18 protein-coding genes are annotated in these 22131 nt (G+C 55.7%); all 18 read left to right on the forward strand.

The features are described 5' to 3' along the window. Window positions 1-55: 55 nt before the first annotated feature. Window positions 56-1180 (forward strand): homocitrate synthase, encoded by a 1125-nt coding sequence (gene nifV / locus B0F88_RS12145; protein ID WP_104424194.1) that lies wholly within the window; start codon window positions 56-58, stop codon window positions 1178-1180. A gap of 12 nt (window positions 1181-1192) precedes the next feature. Beyond that, complete coding sequence (locus B0F88_RS19385; protein ID WP_181049895.1) at window positions 1193-1339, forward strand: hypothetical protein; 147 nt, start codon at window positions 1193-1195, stop codon at window positions 1337-1339. A gap of 393 nt (window positions 1340-1732) precedes the next feature. After that, entirely contained in the window at window positions 1733-2524 is a 792-nt protein-coding gene (gene cysE / locus B0F88_RS12150) for a serine O-acetyltransferase (protein ID WP_104424195.1), read from the forward strand. After that, window positions 2525-3043, forward strand: a complete 519-nt coding sequence (locus tag B0F88_RS12155; RefSeq protein ID WP_104424196.1) for a hypothetical protein — start codon at window positions 2525-2527, stop codon at window positions 3041-3043. A 200-nt stretch (window positions 3044-3243) separates the two neighbouring features. After that, window positions 3244-3561: a nitrogenase-stabilizing/protective protein NifW gene (nifW, locus tag B0F88_RS12160; protein WP_104424197.1), complete on the forward strand. Its 318-nt coding sequence runs from the start codon at window positions 3244-3246 to the stop codon at window positions 3559-3561. Then, window positions 3558-4037 (forward strand): nitrogen fixation protein NifZ, encoded by a 480-nt coding sequence (locus tag B0F88_RS12165; protein WP_104424198.1) that lies wholly within the window; start codon window positions 3558-3560, stop codon window positions 4035-4037. Before nifW ends, B0F88_RS12165 begins: the two co-directional genes overlap by 4 nt. Before the next feature lies 1 nt (window position 4038). Then, window positions 4039-4905, forward strand: coding sequence for a nitrogen fixation protein NifM (gene nifM / locus B0F88_RS12170; RefSeq protein ID WP_104424199.1), 867 nt, complete (start codon window positions 4039-4041; stop codon window positions 4903-4905). Then, window positions 4905-6176 carry an ATP-dependent Clp protease ATP-binding subunit ClpX gene (gene clpX, locus B0F88_RS12175; RefSeq protein ID WP_104424200.1) on the forward strand — a complete coding sequence of 424 codons (1272 nt, stop codon included), beginning with the start codon at window positions 4905-4907 and terminating at the stop codon, window positions 6174-6176. Before nifM ends, clpX begins: the two co-directional genes overlap by 1 nt. 242 nt (window positions 6177-6418) lie before the next feature. After that, complete coding sequence (grxD, locus tag B0F88_RS12180; protein ID WP_104424201.1) at window positions 6419-7027, forward strand: Grx4 family monothiol glutaredoxin; 609 nt, start codon at window positions 6419-6421, stop codon at window positions 7025-7027. 116 nt (window positions 7028-7143) lie between these two features. Beyond that, complete coding sequence (locus tag B0F88_RS12185; protein ID WP_104424202.1) at window positions 7144-7677, forward strand: flavodoxin; 534 nt, start codon at window positions 7144-7146, stop codon at window positions 7675-7677. 14 nt (window positions 7678-7691) lie between these two features. After that, window positions 7692-8057 (forward strand): Rieske (2Fe-2S) protein, encoded by a 366-nt coding sequence (locus B0F88_RS12190; protein WP_258076648.1) that lies wholly within the window; start codon window positions 7692-7694, stop codon window positions 8055-8057. Window positions 8058-8069: 12 nt separating this feature from the next. Continuing rightward, on the forward strand, window positions 8070-8504 hold the full coding sequence (locus B0F88_RS12195) for a SoxR reducing system RseC family protein (protein ID WP_104424203.1): 435 nt from the start codon (window positions 8070-8072) through the stop codon (window positions 8502-8504). 14 nt (window positions 8505-8518) lie between these two features. Beyond that, a complete protein-coding gene (locus tag B0F88_RS12200) occupies window positions 8519-8818 on the forward strand; it encodes a hypothetical protein (RefSeq protein ID WP_104424204.1) in 300 nt (99 codons plus the stop codon). 12 nt (window positions 8819-8830) lie between these two features. Continuing rightward, entirely contained in the window at window positions 8831-9127 is a 297-nt protein-coding gene (locus tag B0F88_RS12205; RefSeq protein ID WP_104424205.1) for a DUF6156 family protein, read from the forward strand. 292 nt (window positions 9128-9419) lie between these two features. Continuing rightward, on the forward strand, window positions 9420-9611 hold the full coding sequence (locus tag B0F88_RS12210) for an AbrB/MazE/SpoVT family DNA-binding domain-containing protein (RefSeq protein WP_258076649.1): 192 nt from the start codon (window positions 9420-9422) through the stop codon (window positions 9609-9611). Window positions 9612-9959: 348 nt separating this feature from the next. After that, window positions 9960-10181 (forward strand): hypothetical protein, encoded by a 222-nt coding sequence (locus B0F88_RS12220; protein WP_258076650.1) that lies wholly within the window; start codon window positions 9960-9962, stop codon window positions 10179-10181. A gap of 124 nt (window positions 10182-10305) precedes the next feature. Further along, entirely contained in the window at window positions 10306-11160 is an 855-nt protein-coding gene (locus B0F88_RS12225; protein ID WP_104424206.1) for a sulfotransferase family protein, read from the forward strand. 144 nt (window positions 11161-11304) lie between these two features. Then, a complete protein-coding gene (locus B0F88_RS12230) occupies window positions 11305-22068 on the forward strand; it encodes an autotransporter-associated beta strand repeat-containing protein (protein WP_104424207.1) in 10764 nt (3587 codons plus the stop codon). The last annotated feature ends 63 nt before the right edge of the window (window positions 22069-22131 follow it).

Raw genomic sequence — 22131 nt, forward strand, 5'->3', positions numbered from 1 at the left:
GTTAAAGGCATTAGGCCCTGTTCCTTAACCATTTGCCAATAGCTTGAGATGCGCCATGACAACACCGACCCGCCATATCATCATCGACGACACCACGCTCAGGGATGGCGAGCAATCGGCCGGAGTCGCTTTTTCGCTGGACGAAAAACTGGCGATTGCGACGCAGTTGGCGGGCTTGGGCGTGCCGGAGCTGGAAATCGGCATTCCGGCAATGGGGCCGGTGGAACGCGATGAAATCATGGCGATTGCGGCTCTAGGATTGCCTGTAAAGCTGCTGGTTTGGTCGAGAATGCGCCGTGACGATCTGCATGCCTGTTTGGGCTTGAATGTACACAAAGTCGATTTATCCATATCGGCTTCGGATCAGCACATCCGGCACAAGCTTAAGCAAACTCGGCAGTGGGTGTTAGACACCATTAACTGCTGCGTTCAGGAAGCGCGTAGCTTGAACATGGAAGTATGCGTCGGTATGGAGGACGCCTCGCGAGCGGATGTGGATTTTTTGATACGCATGGCCGAAACCGCGCAAAGAGCCGGGGCGGGCAGGATTCGTTTCGCCGATACGGTGGGCATCATGGAACCGTTCGGCGTGTTCGGGACGATCAAAAAGTTAAGAGCGGCAACCGACCTGGAAATTGAAATGCACGCCCATGACGATTTGGGGCTCGCCACAGCGAATACGCTGGCCGCGGCGTTGGCAGGCGCGACTCATGTCAATACCACGGTTAACGGCTTGGGCGAACGCGCGGGCAATGCCGCACTGGAAGAGGTTGTGGTCGGCTTAAAGCAGTTATACGGCATTGAAACCGGCATTAATTTACAGAACTTCCCGACTCTTTCCGAGCAGGTTGCCAGAGCATCGGGCGATGCGATCGGCAGCCGTAAAAGCCTGATCGGCAAAAGCGTATTCAGCCATGAGGCGGGTATTCATGTCGATGGCTTGTTGAAAGACCCGAATAATTATCAAGGCGTCGATCCGGCTATAGTCGGGCGCAGCCACCAGCTGATTCTGGGTAAACATTCGGGGACTCAAGGCGTGATTCACGCCTATCAACAAATAGGCATAGCGGTAAGCCGGATACAGGCGCAAGCCTTATTAACCCAGGTTAGGCGCTTTGTCAGCGACACGAAACGGTCGCCTAAAGCCGAAGAGCTTAATCTTTTTCATCAAAATCTTTAGAGGGCGATCATCATGAACGAACATAAAGAACTGCAATTATGCGAACCGGAAGTTAAAGAGACTTTACAAATACCGGATCAGGACGATCTCTATCCCGGTTCTTTTTTCAGGATACCGGGTCCACCGATGCTGGGTAAAACCGGTTGGAGTTTAAATTAATTTTGTTTCCTCGTTCCCACGCGCTGCGTCACTGCCATTAAGTTAAGGATGGACAGTCCTTCTCCCTCAGGGAGAAGGTTAGGATGAGGGGATCAAATAAGGCTTTTTTCCTTATTTTTATTCTCCTCGCCCCAGCCCTCTCGGCAACTGCTCCTGCGTTGCTCTACCTCCTGCATCCGTGCAGTCGTCCAGCTGGAGAGGGCGCTTTTTCTTAACTTAATGGCAGTGACGCGCTGCGTGGGAATGCAGTCGAGGCGCGCTACGCCGTGAGACATGGGCAGTATATGAAAATGAACATCGCGCAAATAAGGGACGCAGCACGTCCTTCAAGGCGTTCCCACGCGGCGCGTGGGAACGAGGGTGAGCACCTCCGCACTCAACAGGAGCATAAAGATGGTTATGGCCATATCAGATAAGGTAAAAAGTAACGGACAAGCAACGCAGGGCTTCCTGGCCCAATGGCATGAAGACGTCCACTGCGTTTTTGGCCGCGACCCCGCAGCGCATAGCGTCTGGGAAATATTGCTGACCTATGCCGGCGTCCATGCGGTGCTGATGCACCGGATCAGCCATCGTTTATGGAAAGCAGACTGGAAACTGGCTGCCAGAATCCTGGCCGCATTCAGCAAAATGATTACCAGCGTCGATATTCACCCGGCGGCCACTATCGGGCGGCGCTTGTTTATCGATCATGCGCTGGGCGTGGTGATCGGCGAGACGGCTGAGATCGGCAACGATGTCACGCTGTATCACGGCGTCACCTTGGGAGGCACGACCTGGAACAAGGAAAAGCGCCATCCTACCTTGGGCAATAACGTAATGGTGGGTTCCGGGGCCAAGATTCTCGGAGCGATTACGTTGGGCAACAATGTCCGTGTCGGCGCCAACTCGGTGGTAATTAAAGATGTACCGGCCTGTTGTACGGTAGTGGGTATTCCCGGCCGCGTTATTCAAAGTAAAGGTACGCAAATACAAAACCGGCACGGCATCGATCTGGATCATCACTTGATTCCCGATCCGGTCGGTAAAGCGATTGCCTGTTTGATCGAACGGATAGATGAACTGGAGGCCGGGCAAAAGCAGGCGCATAAAGTATTGGTTGAGGATAGTTGTGATGTGTGCGACGCCGAAAGCATCTGCGTTCCCAAGAAAGAAAGCCCGGTAAAACAGGCGGCGAGGTTGTAGATGGATCTGTTGGATTTTGAAGCGCAAGGTTTGTATTTTGAAGAACCGGACGTTGCAGGCGTTAACGAGCTGATAGCGACGGCGGCGGAAAATTATGCGAATGGCGATGCCGAGCTGTCTTTATTGAAGGCTTATTTTCTCGCGCCCGAGTCGTTGAACGTACTGGTCGCATTGAACCGTTTTTATTATTACCAGCATCGTCTGGAAGAGGCCTTGGCTGCGACGACTAAAGCGCTGGATGTGATCAGGCCGACGGTCGCTTTTCCCGAGGATTGGCGTGACCTGCAAAGCAGCCATATCAGCGATGCGCCGGCCAATTTATTAACCTGGATCAGGCTGTATTTGTTTACGCTGAAAGCCGTCGGCTTTTTGAATATGCGGTTGGAGAATCTGGATTTGAGTCAGGCCATTTTTGAAAAACTGGTCGAGTTGGACGCTAAGGACAGGATCGGCGCGCAGGGATTATTGGAATTGGTGGTCAAGCGTAAAACAGATGTAGGGTGGGTAAGCGCAGCGTGACCCCGTATTTTTGAACCTCGATTGTTTGAGTTGCGCTGCGCTAACTCAAAAGTTAATAGGAGCAAGATCATGTTGAAAAAAGAGATCACCGATTCATTGATAACCCTGATGCCGTTGGCGGCGTTTATTATGCTGGCGCTTTATCTTTTGATTCAGGATGCTTCGTTAGTCGGCCCGCTTTAATTACCGGAGAAATCCCCATGAGTTTTGAAGAAGAAATGGAAGAACTGGAGTCCGCAGAAGACTTCCTGCAATATTTTCAACTGGACTACGTGCCCAGCGTGGTGCATGTCAACCGTCTGCATATCTTGCAGCGTTTTCATGATTACTTGCAAAAAGCCGAAGGCGAGATGCCGGAAGATGAAGCTCCGAAACGGGCGGTTTACAGCAAGTTGTTGCAGCGCGCCTATCAGGATTTTGTCGAATCCGACGCCCAAACCGAAAAGGTTTTTAAGGTGTTTGCAATGGGCGAAGCGTCGCAAACCGCGTTTGTTTCCTTAAGCGATATAAAAACATGAAACCCGAGCGCTTCGACGAAGGCCGGTTTGAGTTCGGCGAATCGGTCCGGGTCACCCGAAACGTGCGCAACGACGGCACTTATCCGGGCATGGACGTCGGCACTTTGTTGATTCGCCGGGGCAGCGTCGGCAATGTCATTGAAGTCGGCACTTTTCTGCAGGACCAAGTTATTTTTACCGTGCATTTCCTGAATCAGGGACGGATGGTCGGTTGTCGCCTGGAAGAATTGATAGGCGCTGACGAGCCCTGGAATCCCAGCCGTTTCGAGTTCAGGGACAAGGTGGTTTGCACTATCGATTTAGGCATTGCGGGCAATATCCTGTTCGCCAAAGGCACGGAAGGAGAGGTCTTTAAGGTGATCAGGGATAACGAGTTGATTCAATACCACGTCGCTTTTCAGGGCAGGGTCCTGCAGGTGCCTGAGACAGCGCTTGCCCCGGCGCATCCCGAGTCATTTTGTGAACCGGAGGTTTGATATGACCGTAATTGAAGAACCTGTCCAGCTGTCAACCTACAATTTGTTAAGAGCGGCTTTAGCCTTATTTAAAAAGTCGCCGGCCGAATTGGCGGAGGCCGAGTTGCAGCAGGCAAAAACACAAGCCCTGAATGAATTCAGGATTGAAAGCCGTGTGCTGAATGCGCCTGAGGCGGCCGCAGTGATCATTACCGAGCAGGAACTGCAACAGGCCTATCAGGAAATTCAGGGGCGTTATGATGACGAAGCTGCTTTTTTCAGCGATCTGGAGAAAAACCGGCTCGACAAAGACAGCTTGCTGGCGGCGTTGCACCGCCAGTGCAAGGTCAATACGGTTCTGGAGCTGGTTGCCAGCCGTGCGCCCGCTGTCAGCGACGTCGAAATCGGCATCTATTACCATGTCCATGCCGATCAATTTCATCTGCCTGAACGGCGCGAAGCCTGCCATATCTTCATCAGTATTAACCCGGACTATCCTGAAAACACGCCCGAGATGGCTTTGATACGCGCCCAGGAACTCGCCGAAAGACTGCGTAAAAAGCCGCACAAATTTGCCGACCTGGCCTTAAAGCATTCCGAATGTCCTACCGCTTTGCAAGGCGGCGTTCTGGGCACCGTGCCGCGCGGCACGCTTTATCCCGAACTGGATGCGGTGCTGTTCGGCTTAAAGGCGGGCGAAGTCAGCGATGCGGTTAAATCGGAAATCGGTTTTCATGTGTTGTTATGCAAGAGCATACAAAAATCCGAAACCCTGTCGCTTGCCAAAGCGACGCCGAAAATACGCCAGCTGATGAACGAACGCGCCCGGCGTACCTGTCAGCGCGCCTGGCTGGCCGGTTTGACGGCGCCAGAAACCGAGGAAAGATAATGAGCGATAAAGAAACCAAACACTGTTCATTCTGCGGCATAGTCCAATCCGCTTCAGTCCCCTTGATTGCCGGTAGCGAGGGCTATATTTGCGGGGCTTGCGTACACTTAGCCAACCAAGTCGTCAGCAATTGGAGCCGCAAAAAAGAGCTGTCCGAAATGCAGGGCGCATTGCCGATTCCGGCAAAAATCAAAGAATATCTCGACCGGTACATTATCGGACAGCATTTGGCTAAAGAGATATTGTCCGTTGCTGTTTACAACCATTACAAACGCCTGAAGCATGAAAGCGGCGACGCGGGCCTGGGCGAGTTCGACAAGGATGTGGAAATCGGCAAATCCAACATCCTGCTGATAGGCCCGTCCGGCACCGGGAAAACGCTGTTAGCCAGCACCTTGGCGAAAATCGTCGGCGTACCGTTCGTTGTTGCCGATGCGACAACACTGACCCAAGCCGGTTATGTCGGCGATGATGTGGAAAATATCCTGGTGCGCTTGCTGGATGTCGCGGAAGGCAATATGACCAATGCGGAGTGGGGCATCGTTTACTTGGATGAAATCGACAAGATCGCCCGCAGCCCTGAACAGCAAACCGGAACCCGCGATGTATCCGGTGAAGGCGTACAACAGGCCTTGCTCAGGCTGGTCGAAGGCTCTCACGTTAAGCTCCCGGCAAAAGGGCGCAACAAGGACGGCGATGCCACGATGGATACGCGGAACATCCTGTTCATTGCCGGCGGTTCGTTTCCGGGCCTGGAAAAACATGTCGAAAAACGCCTGGTGCCGACCAATTCGGCTATCGGTTTTCATGCCGAGGTGAGCAATCCGGCTGAAAAACCGGCATTGGAAGCTATGCTGAACGCGACCCAGCCCAGCGATTTGCGCAAATTCGGCTTAATCCCCGAGTTTATCGGCCGTTTCCCGGTGCTGGCGCCGTTGGAACCTCTGGATGTCGATGCCTTGATCCGGGTATTGACCGAACCTAAAAATGCGCTGGTTCGCCAGTATCAACAACTGTTCGCCTACGAAGGCGTGGAGTTGATATTCGAGCAGGATGCGCTGGTTGAAATCGCCAAAAAAGCCATCGAACGCGAAACCGGAGCGCGCGGTCTACGCAGCATCATGGAGCAGATCTTGCGAAAAACCATGTTCGATATTCCGTCCGTCGATGACGTTGAGCAATGCATTGTCGATGCCGATGTGGTTAAGGGGGAGGGTGAGATCAGGTTGATAAAAAAAGCCGAAACCCAACTCAGGCAGCAGGCTGGGTAGAGTGGAACTCCATCGACATCAATTGACGCTGGTTCCCAATCTCCAGATTGGGAACCCAGGAGGCGAAGCTCCAGCTTCGCGACTCGGGAAGCTGGAGCTTCCAAGACGGGATTCCCAAGCAGGAGCTTGGGAACCAGTACAAGAAATTCGTGTGAATCCGTCTAATCCGTGTCGCCTAGAGACGCCTACTTTTGGCATCCGTGCTCTATTTTCCCAACAACCGTTATTACATCGAGAACTTTATGAAAACCGAAGACAAAATCCGCGCTCAATTGGCTGCCCAGCCGATCATTATTTACATGAAAGGCATACCGGCTAATCCGCAATGCGGTTTTTCAGCCAAAGCAGTCGGCATACTCAATGAGACCAACATCCCATACGCTTATGTGAATGTGTTGGAAGCGCCTTTTATCCGTGAAAAGTTGCCGAGCATTTCCCACTGGCCGACTTATCCCCAGCTGTTTGTAAACGCAGAACTGGTCGGCGGTTGCGACATTATTGAAGAAATGTCCAACAACGGCAGTCTGCTGCCTTTATTAACAGCCGCCGCGCCGAAAAAAACGGAAGCCGCAAGCGATGCATTGCCCCCCGGCGAAGTTGTGCAACTGGTGCAGCAGGGCATTGACGATGCCAAAGTGATGATCGAAGGCGAAGGCTGCGACTTAACAATCACCGTGGTCAGCTCGCACTTTAACGATTTAACGATAGTGAAAAAACAGCAATTGGTCCTGGCGACGTTAAAAGAGCCTTTGGCGTCAGGTAAGCTTCATGCGGTCAGCGTTAAGGCTTATACCCCGGATGAGTGGCAGGCTAAGCAAAACGCTGGCGGGCTGCTGCAAATCCAGTCGTAGTAACAGACCGTTTGTCCCGATCATATCAAGGCGCCGACCTTCCAGGTTTTAAAAACCTGGAAGGTCTAACCCGTAACCGGAGCGTAGGAATTATTAAAACACTTAGCGAGGAAATCATGGCTAAAGTAGGCGTTTTTTTCGGCACCGATACCGGCAATACCCGGCGGATTGCCAAAGATATTACCACGGCGTTGGGTTCGGCTGTTGCCGCTAAACCGGTCAATGTGCGCAATGCGACAGTGGAAGACATGCTGGCGTATGACACCTTGATTTTAGGTACGCCAACTTATGGCGAAGGCCAGTTGCCCGGTTTATCGACCGGCAACGCAACTGAAAGCTGGGAAGAGTTTTTGCCGAAGTTGGCCGGGCAGGATTTCAGCGGTAAAAAGGTCGCTATTTATGGCTTGGGGAATCAAAAAAGCTATCCGGTAGAGTTTGTCGATGCGATGTACTATGTCTACGAGCAGTTCAAGCAATGCGGCGCCACCCTGATCGGCGCATGGGATACCGAAGGATACAGCTTTAAAAGCTCTAAAGCCGTTGTCGATAACCGCTTTGTCGGCTTGGCATTGGACCAGGAAAACCAGAAAGACCTTACCCCGGCAAGGCTGGAAACATGGTTAACAATGCTGACGCAGGCTTGGAGTTAAAGTCAGGATCAGCCATGGCCGATGACAATGCAAAATTAGCCTGCACTCGCGATGAATTGGATAAAGCCAGCTATTTAACGCGGAAAATCTGTTTTAAAAAACAGCCGGTTTCGGCCATTATTTTCGCGTTTGAAGGCAGCGTCTATGCGTATGTGAACCATTGCATGCATATGCACAGACCGTTAAATTGCGAGCAGGACGCTATCTTTGATGAAACCGGCTTATATCTGCGTTGTTCGATGCACGGTTTTATCTTCGATCCCAAAACCGGAGAGTGCCAAAGCCCGGTCTGCTTGGGGCAACGCTTGCAATCGCTTCGTTTGAAAGAGATTGACGGCGTTCTTTATTTTGCCGAAAAGCATCTAACGCTTATCGATTGAACGGTGATAACGATGATAGAAGAATCAGCGATCGTGGTGAAAATAGAAAACCATCAAGTCTGGGTCGAAAGCGGACCTTACGGCGCGTGCGGCGGTTGTCTGAAAAAAGCATCGTGTGCGACCAACGCAATCGGTAGCGTTCTTAAGAAAAAGTCGGTACCGGTTGATAGCGACATTCAGCTGAAAACCGGCGATCAAGTCATGGTCGCGATTGATGAAAACCTGCTGCTGCGCGCTTCACTTTTATTGTATCTGACGCCGTTAATCGCGCTGTTTACAGGCGCCGGTATTGCCGATTGGCTGCTGGCCGATAATGCCAAGTCCGCAGACGTATGGATTGCCGGCAGCGCCGTGCTGAGTTTTTTAGTTTCGCTGTGGTTAATCAACAAGGCGCAAAGTCTGTTGATAATGAGTTACGCCCGGCCTGTCGTAGTCAGGAAGGTTTAAGCCTCGATGTCGGCATGAATGTCTGGGCCATTGATAAAGATGTTCCGTTGAAGCTCCTGCTATTGGAACTGGTGCATCGGTACGGCGAAAATACGCTGGCGTTGAATAATCAGGTGCAGCACTTCCAGGCTGTCGATTTATGCAGGATTAACGAGCCGGCTATTTCCGCCTACATCTACACTTTCGGCCAGAACGCAGGACGTTACGGCGTCGACCTGAAATACCCCATTCCGGCGCATAACATTGTCGGAGAAAATGAAGACCTGACCTTGGACCAAATCATAGAAATCATCTCCACTCATCTATTTTCTTAAACCCTATACATCATGAATCAAGAACAACAAACCGGATTTCGCTACTTTGTCAGTTACAGTGGCGTCAAACTCCCGCTAAAGCTGGTCAATGAAATAACCGAAGACAGCTTAAATAACCGGAACACCTATTATCGCAGTCAATTTGATGTACAGGGCAGAATGTTGCTTTGCCAGAAAGTTGTTTATGGCGAGGTTGAATCCGAACATCGGTATCAATATTACGATGACGGCGTTTTAAAACATGCGCGAATCACTGAAGATGATGAAGTCAGGGAGATTCATTTTAATGAGTTGGGGGAGATGGCGTGAACCGACAAGAAATGCAGGGTACGCATCGCGCACCTTTATTGAATCCGGTCGTTGTTTGGGGCGTTATTTTTTTCTTGTTCCCGCGAGCGGAGCCCGTGGGAACAAAAGCATGCAACCCCGTCCGGCTTGTAAGTTTTTAAGGCCTTGCCCTGCATAGGAGGCTGTTAAATTGCAGGTTTTGATTGTTTTCCCAAAAAGTAATACCATCAAAATATTACCAATAAACCCGAGGCAACCATGCGTGTAACCAGCAAAGGTCAAGTGACCATTCCCACAAAATGTACGGGAGAATATGGGCATTCTACCCGCTGAAACCGAGATCGAATTTATGCAGGACGAAAGCGGTCGCTGGTATATCGTCAAGGCCAAAACGGCTAAAAAGCGGGACAGCCGTTTTCGCACTGCCCATCAGACCGGCAAATTAACCATGAGCACCGATGACATCATGGCATTGACGCGGGGCGAATCGTGGCGGTCATCCTAGTCGACAGTTGCATTATCACTGATCTGGCCGGTCCTGAAAGTGATTGGTTCGAATGGAGCGCTGGAACCTTGGAGAGACTGGATCCAGTCCACACCCCAATGCCGTTAAGTTAAGACTTGTTCCGTTCGCCCTGAGCGTGTCGAAGGGTGAGCGGAACAAGTCGTTAAGCCTCTCATGGTTCGACAAGGCCTTTAGTCCTGAGCGTAGCCGAAGGGTCACCACGAACGGGCTTAACTTAACGCCATTGGTCCCACCCTGGTTATTAACCCGATCGTTTACACAGAGTGCTCGGTCGGCTATGAGCGCATAGAAGAGGTAGAGGCATTATTCGAACATCTGGGCTTTACAATGAAACTCATTCCTAGAGAAGCGTTATTCCTGGCGGGAAAAGCGTTCTTGCAGTACAGGAAGAATCAAGGACAAAAAAGCAATGTGTTGCCGAATTTTTTTATCGGCGCTCATGCGGCAGTGTCCGGGTATCAGCTCATCACCCGAGATCGGGGCCGGTTCAGCACCTATTTTCCGAGCGTTGAGTCGATTATGCCTGACTCAACCAGTGGATTAAATTGAAGGTTATTCACAGCCGGGGGATTGTAATTAATAAAATCATGTTGTAATGCAGTGACTGGATGTTATTATTCAACCATAAAGTTAAGTATTTTTTCCGTTAGAGTTTTATCACCCGTTTAAAACTATGCCCCACTACCATTTCATCTCCGGCCTGCCCCGTTCCGGTTCCACTTTGCTGGCGGCCATCCTGCGCCAGAACCCCCGGTTCCACGGAGGCATGACCAGCCCGGTAGGTTCTCTTTTTAACGCAGCCTTGGCGCAAATGAGCGCCGGCAGCGAATTTGGGGCGGTAGTCGGTGTCGATCAGCGGCGGGCGGTTTTGCGGGGCTTGTTTACTTCGTTTTACGAGAGCTACCCGGATGAGGCTGTGATTTTCGACACTAACCGCCTATGGTGTACCAAACTGCCGGCCCTGCTGGATCTTTTCCCCGAGGCCAAAATTATTGCTTGTGTGCGCAACGTAGCTTGGGTGATGGATAGCATTGAGCGGCTGTACCGGGCCAATCCGTATGAAAATACCCGGCTGTTCGGTAATATGCAACGGAGCACGGTTTATAATCGCCTTGAAGGGTTGGCCCAACACGATCAACTGGTCGGCTTTGCCTGGTCGGCTCTGCGCGAAGCGTTTTACGGCGAACAGGCGGCTTCTATGCTGCTCCTGGATTACGACCTGTTGGCCCAGGCGCCGCAAAAAGTGTTGCCGCTTCTCTACCAGTTCATCGGCGAGCCGCTTTTTGATCATGATTTCGAAAACGTGGAATACGACGCCCCACAATTCGATTTCCAGATAGGTGTCGAGGGCCTGCACCGCGTTCGACCCAAGGTGGAATTCCAATCAAGGCGCACGATTATCCCGCCCGATTTGTTCGAGAAGTACTCCCAGCTTTCTTTTTGGAGCGACTCTGCGGGCAGCGAGGCTTACGTCATTACAGCCAAACCGCCGGAGCAGGGAGCTGCCGTGCTTGAATTGAAATCGTAAAGGCCGTTTAGGGAAGTGCTGATTTAGGTCTCGCAATGACTAAAAACAGATTCCGAGCAGTCTTTAAGTGACGCTCACAACGCGCAAAGCGCTTAAGCCGGACTTTTCGTTAACCCGTTATCACTAAATGCAGAGAGTACCAACATGAAAGTTATCGAAACTATGCTTAAAGAAAAATCAAGCAAAATAAATTCAAAGCTGTCGGCTCCTGCAATCGGCAATGACTTGTACTATAAACCCCGTCGAACCATGATAGCGCTTGAACCACGCCTCATGTTCGACGGTGCGGCGGCGGAGACAGCCGCAGATACCGTGACCGACACCAAGCCCCCTGTGCAGGATGCCGCCATCGACCAAGAGGCCGCCAAGCTTGCCGAGGCGGCTGCCGATGTTGCGCCGCCGGCTGTGCAGGCCGATCCGGCGGCGCAACGCACCGAAAGCCTGTTTATCGAGAACAATGTCACCGATTACCAGACGTTGATTGATGGGGCCAAACCCGACACCGAAGTGCATGTGCTGGACGCAAGCCGGGACGGCTTGGCGCAAATGGCGCAGATTCTGGAAGGGCGTAGCGGCATCGATGCTATTCACATCATTTCCCACGGTTCCGAGGCTTCGGTAGGCTTGGGGTCGCTGACCCTGACCGCGCAAAACCTGTCGGCCCATGCCGCGGATCTGGAAACGATTGGACAAGCGTTAAACCCAAATGCCGATATTTTGCTGTACGGCTGCGATGTGGGTAAAGGTTCCGATGGCGCGGCGTTTATCTCGGCGTTGGCGCAAACGACGCATACCGATATCGCGGCATCGAATGACCTGACCGGAGGTTCGAGTCTGGGCGGCGATTGGACATTGGAGGTGGTGCAAGGGAATATTGAAGCGCAGCCGGTGGTGACTGCGGAACAGATGAAGCTGTATGACTCTGTGCTCGCTGCTTATTCAGGAACGATCACATTTGGTAACGGGTTCGCTGGGGCGGGCGATAGCGCAGGTGGTACCACGGGCAGCTCTAGTGACGTAACCTATACGGTTTCTGGTCATCAGTTGAAGATTGATGGAGCCTCCCAGCCTGTTTACGGCTACTCCACCTCCTACGTAATCATCAATCGAAGCTATAGTCATGAAACTAGCGTTAGCCTATTTTTTACCGGCGGTGAAACGTTCTCTCCGCAATCTATAGACATTACAAACTCTACCTCTGAATCACTAGGCGTAGGTCAATATCTAAATGACAATATCACCTTTAAAATCCAAGGTAGTAACGGCAATTTCATAACAACACCTTCTATGAGTACCTGGAGTGGTGGAACTCATGCGCACCCTAATATCGATTTAAGTTCAATCGGCACGGTCACTTCTCTGACAATCACAAAAACCGGAGGTTCTGGGAGTGCCTATAACAATAGCTTTAACTATTTTGGAGGGATCATTGTCGATAACTTTGCTGTCGACAATGTCCAAGCCGCCAGCCTCAACGCCCCGACTCTCAGCGCCACCGGTGCCACCCCCACTTACACCGAAGACGGCAGCGCTGTGGACCTGTTCAGCGGCATCACCGCCGCGACCAACGATAGCGGCCAGACTTTCAGCGGTATGACGCTGACCGTTACTAACGTTTCCGATACTACCGAATATCTGGTCGTCAACGGTATTGACGTGGCGCTCAGCACTTCAACCAGCGGCCTGTCGCTCTCCACCGTCGGCGCGGAAAGCGTCGGCAGCGTCACGGTGACCGGGGCGGGGAGCACCAAAACCGTCACTATCACGGGCGCCGCGCTCAGCAACGCCAATATGGGAACGCTGATCGATGGCATCACTTACCGCGACAGCAGTCAAGCTCCAAGCACTGCCAGTAGCCGCGTCGTCACCATTACCGGCATCACCGACAGCGGCGGCAGCAGTAATACGGCCAGCCCCAATATCGCAGCGACTGTGACCGTGGCCGCCGTCAACGACGCTCCGACAGGCCTGGGTAATCTGACCCTGACGGCGGTTAACGAAGATACAGTGAGTCCAGCAGGTTCGGCGATAAGCGGGTTGACCGGCCTGAGTTTTGCCGACGCGGATGCGGGTTCCTCCAGTTTGGGCGGTGTGGCGGTGGTCGGCAATAGCGCCAACAGCAGCACCGAAGGTGTCTGGCAATACAGCACTAACGCGGGTGGAAACTGGTTTAATATCGGCACCGTGGCCGATAACAATACCGCGCTGGCCTTGTCCGCGGCTACGCTGGTGCGCTTTGTGCCGGTGGCCGATTACAACGGCACGCCGACCGCTTTAACCGTGCGGGCGCTGGATAACACTAACGCCAGCGGTTACAGTACGACGGCCGGTTCCGAAACTCGGGTTATGCTGAATTCTTCGGTCAATGGCGGCACCACGGCGATTTCAGCCAGCACCAATACCATTGGCACCAGCATTACCGCAGTCAACGACGCACCGGTATTGACCGCAGGCAGTTCGCTGAGCTATACCGAAAACGGTTCGGCGGCGGCTATCGACAACACCATCACCCTCTCCGATGTCGACGATACTCAGATTGCCGGGGCCACGGTGACACTTTCGTCCGGCTTCACCAGCGGCGACACGCTGGGTTTCACCGATCAGAACGGCATCACCGGCAGCTACAACAGCGGCACCGGCGTATTGACTCTGTCCGGCACCGCCACCAAGGCCAATTACCAGACGGCCTTGCGCTCGGTTACTTATTCCAGTTCGTCCGATACGCCGACCTCATCCTCGTCCAGCCGCACCGTAACCTGGGCCGTGACCGATGCGGCGGCCACCGGCGGCAACGGCGCCCAGACCAGCACCGGCGTCACTTCCACCGTTAACCTCACCGCGGTCAACGACGCGCCGGTATTGACCGCAGGCGCTTCGCTGAGCTATACCGAAAACGGTTCGGCGGCGGCTATCGACAACACCATCACTCTTTCCGACGCCGACGATACCCAGATTGCCGGGGCCACGGTGACACTTTCGTCCGGCTTCACCAGCGGCGACACGTTGGGATTCACCACCCAGAACGGCATCACCGGCAGCTACGACAGCGGTACCGGCGTGCTGACCTTGTCCGGCACCGCCACCAAAGCCAATTACCAGACGGCCTTGCGCTCGGTTACTTATTCCAGTTCGTCCGATACGCCGACCTCATCCTCGTCCAGCCGCACCGTGACTTGGGCCGTGACCGACGCCAACGCCGCCGCTGTGGGGGCACAGACCAGCACCGGCGTCACTTCCACCGTCAACCTTACTGCGGTCAACGACGCACCGGTATTGACCGCAGGCGGTTCGCTGAGCTATACCGAAAACGGTTCGGCGGCGGCTATCGACAACACCATCACTCTTTCCGACGCCGACGATACCCAGATTGCCGGGGCCACGGTGACACTTTCGTCCGGCTTCACCAGCGGCGACACGCTGGGATTCACCACCCAGAACGGCATCACCGGCAGCTACGACAGCGGCACCGGCGTATTGACCTTGTCCGGCACCGCGACCAAGGCTAACTACCAAGCGGCCTTGCGCTCGGTTACTTACTCCAGTTCGTCCGACACGCCGACCTCATCCTCGGCCAGTCGCACCGTGACTTGGGCCGTGACCGACGCCAACGCCGCCGCTGTGGGGGCGCAGACCAGCGCCGGTGTTACCTCCACTATCAACGTGACGGCGGTGAACGATGCTCCAACCGCTATCGCACTGAGCTCCACCACCTCGTCCACCTACGACAGCGGCAGCAACGTGACGATCGGTTCCTTGACGCGCACCGATGTGGACGGTGGCGGACCGACCTATTCCATCGTGTCGGTTAACACCAACACCTCGGGCGCCACCTACGATCTGTTCAACATCAGCGGCGTCACGCTACGGGCGGCCAGCCCGTCAACTACCGCCGTCGGGGATTACACGGTGGTGATCCGGGTGAACGACGGCGACAACAACTACGACCAGAGCTTTACCATCACCGTCACTAACACCTTGGTCGTCGACACCGTCACCGACGACGCGGACGGCGGCGGCACCTACGCTGCGGAAAAGGCGGACGGCACAGGCCTCAGTCTGCGCGAGGCCGTCGGCATCGCCAACCGGGCGGGCGGCGGCACCATCAGTTTCGCCTCGGGGCTGGGGACCGTGACCTTGGGGTCCAGCGTCACGATCAGCGAGAACATCACGCTGGACGCCAACGTGGTCAACAGCATCACCGTCGGCGGCGACATCTCCATCGCCAGCGGCAAGACGCTGACGTTGACCAACGGATCGGGCGACACGCTGACCCTGTCGGGCAACATCTCTGGTGCCGGCGGCGTCACCAAAACCGGCGCCGGTACCTTGACCCTGTCGGGAACCAACACTTACTCCGGAACGACGACGGTTTCCGCCGGTACGCTGGCGGTTAGCGGCGGCTCAGCCATCGCCGACGACGGTACGGTGTCGGTGGCGTCGGGCGCGACTTTCCAGGTGGTGGGATCGGAGACCATCGCGACGCTGAGCGGGGTTGGCGGAGTGACGGTGGACTCCGGGCAAACCTTGACCCTGGGCAACGGCGACGTATCCTACAGCTTCGGCGGCGTGATTTCCGGCGCGGGCGGCCTGACCAAGACCGGTGCCGGCACGCTGACGTTGACGGGGGCCAATACCTACACCGGGACCACCTCGGTTTCGGCGGGCACCCTGGAATTGAACAACAGCAGCGGCGCCGCGTTGGCGGACGGCAGCGCCGTGTCGGTTGCCGGGACGCTGACCTTGGCGTCGGCGAGCGAGACCATCGGCGCGTTGAGTGGGGCCGGTACGGTGAATTTAGGCGCAAACGCGCTGACCGTCAGCCAATCGACCAACACCAGCTTTTCGGGCGCCATCGACGGCAGCGGCAGCCTGATCAAGAGCGGAACCGGCACGCTGACCTTGTCGGGAACCCACAACGACCAAACCTGGGGATTGACGGTCAGCGGCGGTGCGGTGAGCGTGGCGTCCTCGTTGAACCTCGGCAATCACTCGGTTACGCTGAACGGCGGCGGGCTGACTCTGACCGGGGCTAGCACCTTCACCAATGCTATCTCGCTGACCGGGGCCGGCACGCTCACCGCCGACGCCGCCGCCACCTGGTCCGGCGTGATCAGTGGCTCGGGCACACTGGCCAAGGCTGGCGCGAGCCTGCTGACCCTATCGGGCAACAACACCTATACCGGCGCCACCACCGTCAGCGTCGGCCCGCTGCTCGTCACCCACAACAACGCGCTGGGAACCACCGGAGCCGGCACCACGGTGGCGAGCGGCGCCACGCTCAGGATCGGTAACGGCCTGACCGTTGCCGAAAACCTGACCCTCAGCGGTATTGGCGTCTCCTCCGGGATTGGTGCCTTGAAGATCAACGAAGGCAGCGGCAGCGCCACCGTCTCCGGGACCATAACCCTGGCGGCGGACGCGGATATCGGCGCCTACAACAGCGGCGACACGCTGACCTTGAGCGGCGTGATTTCCGGCGGTTTCGCGCTGACCAAAGTCGGCTCCGGCACGGTGGTGCTGTCGGGGGATAACACCTACACCGGCGCCATTACCGTCAGCACCGGTACGCTGGTGGCTGCGCACAACAACGCGCTGGGAACCACTGCCGGTTCGACGACGGTGTCGAGCGGCGCCTCGTTGGGCTTACAGGGCGGCATCACGGTGGCCGAAGCGGTGTCGGTGGCGGGCCTGGGCGTGTCCAGTGCCGGGGCGATTTACAACGTCAGCGGCACAAACACCCTGTCCGGCAACGTGACGCTGACCGGGAACACGTATCTGGGCGTTGCGTCCGATCAATTGACCATTAGCGGCAGTATTGGGGGCGGTTCCAGCGTCACTAAGGCCGGTGCCGGTACGCTGGTGCTGTCGGGAAGTAACACCTACAACAATACTACTACGGTTTCCGGCGGTACGCTGAGCGTGGCGGCCGACGGCAATCTCGGCTCCGGCGGGGTGACCTTGGCCGTCGGCACGACGCTTGCGGTCACCGGCGCGACGACCATCGACAACGCCGTCGCATTGTCGGGTAACGCCACCCTTGACAACAGCGCCGCCGTCACGCTGTCGGGCGCGATCAGCGGAGCGGGCAATACCCTGACCAAGAGCGGGGCCGGCACGTTGACCCTGTCAAGCACGTCGAACTCCTCCGCCACCACCACCGCACTGACGGTGACGGGCGGCACTCTGTCGGTGGGTGCCGCCACTACGATGGTCGGCGGGAATCTCACGCTGAACGGCGGTAACCTGACCATCACCAGCGCTAGCAACACCTTCAGCAACGCCATCGCGCTGTCGGCCGACGCCACCATCACCAACGCCAGCGCCGCCACCTTGTCGGGCGCCATCACCGGGTCGGCGGTACTGACCAAGGCCGGGGCCGGTACGCTGACACTGAGCAACACCGGTAACTCCAGCGCCGCCGCCACCCTGACGGTGACGGCCGGCACGCTGTCGGTGGCGTCGGACAGCCGGCTGGTCGGCGGGGCCGTCACGCTGAGCGGCGGCACGCTCAACCTCAACAACGCAGGTAATATCGACAACGCCATCGTGTTGGGGGCGAGCAACGGAACGATCAACGTCACCACCGGGACCGGAACGCTGTCGGGCAACATCACCGGAACGGGCTCACTGACCAAGACAGGCGGGCAACTGCTGACGCTGTCGGGCACCAACAACTATTCCGGCGGCACGACCGTCCGGGGGGCGATCGGCATGTCGGTGACCAGCGGTGCCAATCTGGGAACCGGCTCGGTGGCGCTCGAATCCGGCCTGACGATCACCGGCACCGTAACCGTCAGCAACGCCATTGCAATAAACGCTGATGCGACTATCACCAACGCCAACGCCGTCACCCTGTCGGGCGTGCTGTCGGGATCGAACGTACTGACCAAGGCAGGGGCAGGCACACTGACGCTGTCCGGCACCAACACTCACACCGGCGCAGTCACCGTATCGGCCGGCGGGTTGACGCTGGAAGGCGGCAGCAGTATTGGCGACAGCAGCGCGGTGACCGTGGACAGCGGCGCCACCCTGACCCTGAATGGCGGGAACGAAACCATCGGCTCGCTGGCCGGCGCGGGCAACGTCGTCCTGAGTTACAAGTTGACGGCGGGCGGCGACAACACCAGCACCACCTTCTCCGGTGCGATCTCCTCCACCAATACCAGCGGCCTGACCAAAACCGGCACTGGCACGCTGACCCTATCGGGGGCCAACACCTACACCGGATCCACCACCGTCTCGGCGGGCACGATGGCGCTCAGCGGCAGCAGCGCCATCGCCGACACGTCGGCGGTGACGGTGCTGAACACCGGCACGCTGTCGGTTTCGGGCACGGAAACGGTGGGGTCCATCACCGGGGCCGGCGCCATCGTGTTGGTCGGCACCCTGAGGGCCGGCGGCGACAACACGTCGACGACGTTCAGCGGCGCCATCGGCGGTACCGGCGGCGGGACGCTCACCAAGCTGGGCAGCGGCACGCTGACCCTGTCGGGCGCTAACACCTACAACGGCGGCACCACTGTTTCCGCCGGCACGGTCATTGTCGGCTCCACCGGCGCGCTGGCCTCGTCCGGCGTCGACCTGGCCGCCGGCGCGACGCTGTCCTTCGCCGTGTCGGGGAGTTTCGGCAATTACATCGCCTTGAGCGGCGCCGCCACCCTCAACGTCGGGTCGGGATACGCCTCCACCCTCAGCAACACAATCGACGGCGGTTTCGCGCTGACCAAGAGCGGTGCGGGCACGCTGACGCTATCGGGCACCGACACCTACACCGGCGCCACCACCGTGTCGGCGGGTACGCTGTCCGTCACTGGGGCATTAGACGCAACCACTGGCGTTACAGTTGCTTCCGGGGCAACCTTGAGCGGCACCGGCAGTATCTTTGCAACCTCTTCCACGAATACGCTGACAATCAACAGTGGCGGCACATTGGCGCCCGGCGTTGCCGGTCCCGGTACGTTGACTGTCAACGGCAATTTGGCTATCGCCGGAACTTTATCGGCCAACATCAACGGTACGGTTGCCGGTACGGATTACGATCAGGTTGTGGTGAAGGGCACGGTCGATGTGACTGGCGCGACTTTATCAACCACTCTAGGATTCACTCCGGCGCTTAACGACAGTTTTAGGCTGATCGACAACGACAGCACCGATCTTATTACCGGAACTTTCAGCGGATTGGCTGAAGGCGCTATGTCTGGTACGCTTAAAGCCAGTTACGTGGGCGGCACCAACAACGATATGACGCTGACGTTAACCAACAATGCGCCCACCGGCGTCGGCAATCTGACCTTGGCGGCGATTAACGAAGATGCGGCTAATCCGACCGGCACTGCTATCAGTGCTTTAACCGGCTATAGTTTTCAGGATACGGATGCCGGAGCTAGCAGCCCCGGCGTTCTGGTGGTGGGCAACACTGCCAACGCAGTCACCGAAGGCGTGTGGCAATACAGCAGTGACGGCGGTGCGAACTGGAAAGCTATTGGTGCGGTCGGTGATAATTCTGCTGCCTTGGCTCTGGCTAGCGCCACCCAAGTTCGTTTCGTACCTGCGGCTAATTACAATGGTACGCCACCGGCTTTATCAGTACGCGCTCTGGATAACATTTATGTGGCTGCTTTCAGCACGACGACGGGCGGCACTGAAACCCGCGTTACCGCCGATAGTTCGGTTAATGGCGGTACTACGGCCATTTCCAGCACACTCAACACTATTAGCACCAGCATCACGGCGGTTAATGACATACCGGCCTTTACCAAGGGGGCCGACCAGACCGTCAACGAAGATGGAGGGGCGCAAACGGTCAATGGCTGGGCGACCGGCCTTAGTAAAGGACAGGCTGACGAAAGCGGCCAAACCCTGAGCTTTAATACCAGTAATGACAATAATGCCTTGTTTAGCGTACAGCCGACGATCGACAGCAACGGCAACCTGAGTTACACACCGGCGGCCAATGCTAACGGTACGGCGACAGTCACCGTATCGATTAAGGATAACGGCGGCACGGCCAATGGGGGTGCCGATACCAGCGCCAGCCAGACCTTCACGATCACCGTGACCCCGGTCAATGACGCCCCCGGCTTTACTAAGGGTGCTGACCAAACCGTCAACGAAGATGGAGGGGCGCAAACGGTCAATGGCTGGGCGACCGGCCTTAGTAAAGGACAGGCTGACGAAAGCGGCCAAACCCTGAGTTTTAATACCAGTAATGACAATAATGCCTTGTTTAGCGTACAGCCGACGATCGACAGCAACGGCAACCTGAGTTACACACCGGCGGCCAATGCTAACGGTACGGCGACAGTCACTGTGTCGATCAATGATAACGGCGGCACGGCCAATGGCGGTGTCGATACCAGCGCCACCCAGACGTTCACGATCACCGTGACCCCTGTCAATGACGCCCCCGGCTTTACTAAGGGCGCTGACCAAACCGTCAACGAAGATGGAGGGGCGCAAACGGTCAATGGCTGGGCGACCGGACTCAGTAAAGGACAGGCTGACGAAAGCGGCCAAACTCTGAGTTTTGTTGTTAGCAATAACAACAACGCCTTGTTCAGCGTACAGCCGACGATCGACAGCAACGGTAACTTGAGTTACACACCGGCGGCCAATGCTAACGGTACGGCGACAGTCACCGTGTCGATCAATGATAACGGCGGCACGGCCAATGGGGGTGTCGATACCAGCGCCAATCAGACCTTCACGATCACGGTAAACTCGGTTAATGATGCGCCAACCGGTACAACAACCATCAGCGGAACCACTTTTGTCGGCGACGTCCTGACTGCCGACAACAATCTGGCGGATATTGATGGGATGGGGGACATCAGTTATCAATGGCAAGCCGATGGTGTTGACATCCCCGGCGGCACAGGCAAAAGCTTTATTTTGATAGAGGCTGTTGCGGGTAAAAAAATCACTGTAGTCGTCAGTTACACTGATGGTAAAGGTACTGTGGAGAGTATAACCAGCGAAGAAACAGCGCCGGTAAGGTTAGTGCCGATCAATATCACTCAAATAAATGGGAATAGCGATAGCAATTCGAATTCGGGCTCCGGCAACAACACTCATACCGGTAATAATAACGGCACAGGTAATAACACCGGTACGGGCAATAACAATAATCCTGGCCCCGGCAACAGCATCGGTACGGGTAATAACAACAGTAACAACAGTAACAACAGTAACAACGGTAACAACGGTAACAACGGTAACAACGGTAACAACGGTAACAACGGTAACAACGGTAACAACGGTAACAACGGTAACAACACCGATACAGGCAATAATAACACAGGCAATAATTCCAACACCGGCAACCACAGCGGTTCCAGCCCTAACCAAACCATCGTTGTGGATATGAAGCTGAGCGTTGATTCACGCGGCAACGGTACCAGCGGCGGCACGATTAACATACCGTCCAGTGCCTTTGCCGGGCTGAATACGAGCGGGGCGATAACTATTTCCGCCGCCCAGTCCAGCGGACAAAGTTTGCCGTCATTTATCACTGTTAACCCCAGCACCGGGGCTGTGACGGTAAAAGATGGCGCTGTCGTGACCAGTCCGATAACCGTTAAAGTCACCATAAGAGACAGTCAAGGCAAGCAGGTGGTTGTTCTGGTCAAGGTGCAGCCGCAGAAGGGTCGATCTGAGCAACAGGGTCAGCGGGATCCAAATCAGGATCAAGATCAGCCGCAGGCTGGAGATCATCAGCAAGGGCAGGAAGGAAGAGGGCAAAATCAACAAGGCCGGCTGGAGCAGACCGACAAGCAACTGGCTCATGCGGGCAAGCCCGGTTTAACGCAACAGCTGCAGATGGTGGGCAGAAAAGGCTTTGAATTTCAGCGCCTGAAATTGCTGGACAGTCTGGCAAGTCTTGTTAACAATGATAAAGATGCCGCCTGATAGATGAAATTAAATAACCGATACATTTTTGCGGGGGGATCTGTTGTGGTTCCCCCGGCTAGA

This window comes from Methylobacter tundripaludum (genome assembly GCF_002934365.1).
In the GTDB taxonomy this organism is placed as follows: Bacteria; Pseudomonadota; Gammaproteobacteria; order Methylococcales; family Methylomonadaceae; genus Methylobacter_A; species Methylobacter_A tundripaludum_A.